The organism is Mycobacterium sp. E136, assembly GCF_001666865.1.
In the GTDB taxonomy this organism is placed as follows: domain Bacteria; phylum Actinomycetota; class Actinomycetes; order Mycobacteriales; family Mycobacteriaceae; genus Mycobacterium.
This window is the reverse complement of sequence record NZ_LZJE01000224.1, coordinates 1-4,054: the sequence shown is the minus strand read 5'-3', so window position 1 is coordinate 4,054 and position 4,054 is coordinate 1. Positions and strand designations below refer to the sequence as shown.

The 4,054-nt window shown below is 69.7% G+C and carries 2 protein-coding genes; both read left to right on the top strand.

Features of this window, described 5'->3' with window-relative positions:
• A partial coding sequence (locus A5698_RS14900; protein WP_286144518.1) for a beta-ketoacyl synthase N-terminal-like domain-containing protein occupies positions 1 to 3,507 on the top strand: 3,507 nt, incomplete at its 5' end.
• A 15-nt stretch (positions 3,508 to 3,522) separates the two neighbouring features.
• Positions 3,523 to 3,915, top strand: a complete 393-nt coding sequence (gene acpS / locus A5698_RS14895) for a holo-ACP synthase AcpS (protein WP_067083573.1) — start codon at positions 3,523 to 3,525, stop codon at positions 3,913 to 3,915.
• Positions 3,916 to 4,054: the final 139 nt, after the last annotated feature.

Here is a 4,054-nt window from a genome sequence, read left to right as displayed (position 1 = left end):
GGTACCCGCGAGGGCACCAGTGTGCGCGGTGGTGAGCTCGGCGGCCTGCACGACGGCGCACTGGCCGACGCCGCGACCGTCGACAAGGTCATCGACAGCGCGGTCGCCGCGGTGGCGGCCCGGCGCGGCGTGGCGGTGTCGTTGCCGTCCGCCGGCGGCGCGAGCGGGGGCGTGGTGGACTCCGCCGCGCTGACCGAGTTCGCCGAGCGGGTCACCGGCCGCGACGGCGTGCTCGCCTCCGCGGCGCGGATGATCCTCGGGCAGCTCGGTCTCGACACCCCGGTTCCCGTTCCGGAGGCCACCGACGCCGAACTCATCGACCTGGTGACCGCCGAACTCGGTTCGGACTGGCCGCGTCTGGTGGCGCCGACGTTCGACGGCCGTAAGGCGGTGCTCTTCGACGACCGTTGGGCCAGCGCGCGTGAGGACCTGGCCAAGCTGTGGCTGTACGACGAGGACGAGATCGACCGCGACTGGCAGCGACTCTCGGAACGCTTCGAGGGCGCAGGCCACGTGGTCGGCACGCAGGCCACCTGGTGGCAGGGCAAGGCGCTGGCGGCTGGTCGCAACATCCACGCCTCGCTGTACGGCCGCGCCGCTGCGGGTGCCGAGAACCCGGGGACCGGGCGCTACAGCCACGAGGTCGCCGTCGTCACCGGCGCGTCCAAGGGCTCGATCGCCGCGTCCGTGGTCGCGCAGCTGCTCGACGGCGGTGCCACCGTGATCGCGACGACGTCGCGTCTGGACGACGACCGGTTGGCGTTCTACCGCAACCTCTATCGCGACAGCGCCCGCTGGAACGCGAAGCTGTGGGTGGTGCCCGCCAACATGGCGTCCTACACCGACATCGACGCGCTGGTGCAGTGGGTCGGCACGGAGCAGACCGAAAGCCTTGGGCCGCAGTCGATCCACATCAAGGACGCCCAGACGCCGACATTGCTGTTCCCGTTCGCCGCACCGCGGGTCGCGGGCGATCTGTCCGATGCCGGATCGCGCGCCGAGATGGAGATGAAGGTGCTGCTGTGGGCCGTGCAACGGCTGATCGGCGGGCTGTCTCACATCGGCGCCGAGCGCGACATCGCTGCGCGCCTGCACGTCGTGCTGCCCGGTTCGCCGAACCGCGGCATGTTCGGCGGCGACGGCGCTTACGGCGAGGCGAAGTCCGCGCTGGACGCGTTGGTGTCCCGGTGGAAGGCCGAATCGTCGTGGGCGCAGCGGGTTTCGTTGGCGCACGCGCTGATCGGGTGGACCAAGGGCACCGGTCTGATGGGCCACAACGACGCGATCGTCGGGGCCGTCGAGGAGGCCGGTGTGCGCACGTTCACCACCGATGAGATGGCGAGCATGCTGCTGGGCCTGTGCGACATCGAGGCCAAGGTGGCCGCGGCGCATGAGCCGCTGCAGGCGGACTTCACCGGCGGGCTGGCCGACGTCGACATCGACATGGCCGAGCTGGCCGCCAGGGCCCGCGATGAGATGGTGACCGAAAGCCACACCGAGGACAGCGATCCCGAGGGCACCGTGCGTGCCCTGCCGTCGCCGCCGCGTGGTTACAAGTCCGCACCGCCGCCCGAATGGCAGGACCTCGACCTGGACCCCGCCGACATGGTGGTCATCGTCGGTGGTGCCGAACTCGGGCCGTACGGCTCCTCGCGCACCCGCTTCGAGATGGAGGTCGAGAACGAGCTGTCGGCCGCCGGTGTGCTCGAGCTGGCGTGGACGACCGGGCTGGTCAAGTGGGAGGACGATCCCACGCCGGGCTGGTACGACACCGTGACGGGCGAGCTGGTCGACGAGGGCGAGCTGGTCGAGCGCTACCACGACGCCGTGGTCGAGCGGGTCGGCATCCGCGAGTGGGTCGACGACGGAGCGATCGACCCGGATCACGCGTCGCCGCTTCTGGTTTCGGTCTTCCTCGACAAGGACTTCACCTTCGTCGTGTCGTCGGAGGCCGAGGCCCGCGGATTCCTCAAGTTCGATCCGGAGCACACCGTGATCGCGCCCGTGCCCGACAGCGGCGACTGGCAGGTGACCCGAAAGGCGGGCACCGAGGTTCGGGTTCCGCGGAAGGTCAAGCTGTCCCGCACGGTCGGCGCGCAGATCCCCACCGGGTTCGACCCGATGGTGTACGGCGTCAGCCAGGAGATGATGAACTCCATTGACCGGCTGGCCATCTGGAATCTCGTCACCACTGTCGATGCGTTCCTGTCGGCCGGGTTCACGCCCGCGGAGCTCATGCGGTGGGTGCATCCCAGCCTGGTGGCCAGCACGCAGGGCACCGGCATGGGCGGCATGACGTCGATGCAGACGATGTACCACGGCAATCTGCTGGGCCGGAACAAGCCGAACGACATCCTGCAGGAGGTCCTGCCGAATGTCATCGCAGGCCACGTCGTCCAGAGCTATATCGGCAGTTACGGGGCGATGATCCACCCGGTCGGCGCCTGTGCGACGGCGGCCATCTCGGTCGAGGAGGGCGTCGACAAGATCAAGCTCGGCAAGGCCGAGTTCGTGGTCGCGGGCGGATACGACGACACGACCCTCGAGGCGGTCATCGGGTTCGGCGACATGGCCGCCACCGCCGACACCGCGATGATGCGAGCCCGTGGCATCAGCGACTCGAAGTTCTCCCGCGCCAACGACCGTCGCCGCCTCGGCTTCGTCGAAGGTCAGGGCGGCGGGACCATCCTGCTGGCCCGCGGCGATCTCGCGCTGCAGATGGGGCTGCCGGTGCTCGCGGTGGTGGGTTACGTGTCGTCGTTCGGCGACGGTGTGCACACCTCGATCCCGGCGCCGGGCCTCGGCGCGCTGGCCGCCGGCCGCGGGGGTCGCGCGTCGCAGTTGGCCCGCTCGCTGGCTCAGCTCGGTGTCGGACCCGACGACATCGCGGTGGTCTCCAAGCACGACACCTCGACGCTGGCCAACGATCCCAACGAGACCGAGCTGCACGAGCGGCTCGCCGACGCGCTGGGCCGCTCGGAGGGCGCGCCGTTGTTCGTGGTCTCGCAGAAGAGCCTGACCGGCCACTCGAAGGGCGGTGCGGCGGCGTTCCAGATGATGGGGCTGTGCCAGATCCTGCGCGACGGCGTCATTCCGCCGAACCGCAGCCTGGACTGTGTCGACGACGAGCTCGCCGGCTCCGCGCACATGGTGTGGTTGCGCGACACCCTGCACTTCGGCGGGTCGTTCCCGCTCAAGGCGGGGCTGATCACCAGCCTGGGCTTCGGTCACGTGTCCGGCCTGATCGCATTGGTGCATCCGCAGGCGTTCCTCGCCGCGCTGACCCCCGAGCAGCGTGCTGATTACAAGCAGCGCGCGGACGCGCGGGTGCTGGCCGGTCAACACCGGCTCGCGTCGGCGATCGCCGGCGGCAAGCCGATGTACGAGAAGCCGGCGGACCGCCGGTTCGGCCACGAGGGACCGGAGAAGCCGCGGGAAGCCGAGATGCTTCTCGATCCGGGCTCGCGACTCGGCGACGACGACGTGTATGTGCCCGGACGGGCATGAGATAACGTTCGGCCCATGGCGATAGTCGGGGTGGGGATCGACCTGGTCTCCATTCCCGAGTTCGCCGAGCAGGTCGATCAGCCGGGCACCGTGTTCGCCGAGACGTTCACGCCGGGTGAGCGCCGCGACGCCGCCGACAAGAGTTCGTCGGCGGCGCGGCATCTCGCGGCGCGGTGGGCGGCCAAGGAGGCTGTGATCAAGGCGTGGTCGGGGTCGCGCTTCGCCCGGCGCCCGGTGCTGCCCGAGGGCATCCACCGCGACATCGAGGTCATCACCGACATGTGGGGCAGGCCGAAGGTGCGGCTGTCCGGGGCGATCGCCGAGCATCTGAAGAACGTGACGATCCATCTGTCGTTGACGCACGAGGCGGACACGGCCGCCGCCGTGGCCATCCTCGAAGAGCGCTGACCCCCGGCTCCCATTTGGCGCGAGCATTGCTCCTATGTCAAGCCGCGGCGGGTTGGTTCGTTTGGTGGCGTGTTTGTTCGTCGGCGTGTAGGCGGTTGTAGACGACTCGTGCCAGGCGTCGTTTGAGGCAGCGCAGGGC

Excerpts from the sequence above, each read along its gene's own strand:
- acpS (WP_067083573.1), top strand. The coding sequence starts at position 3,523 with ATGGCGATAGTCGGGGTGGGGATCGACCTGGTCTCCATTCCCGAGTTC.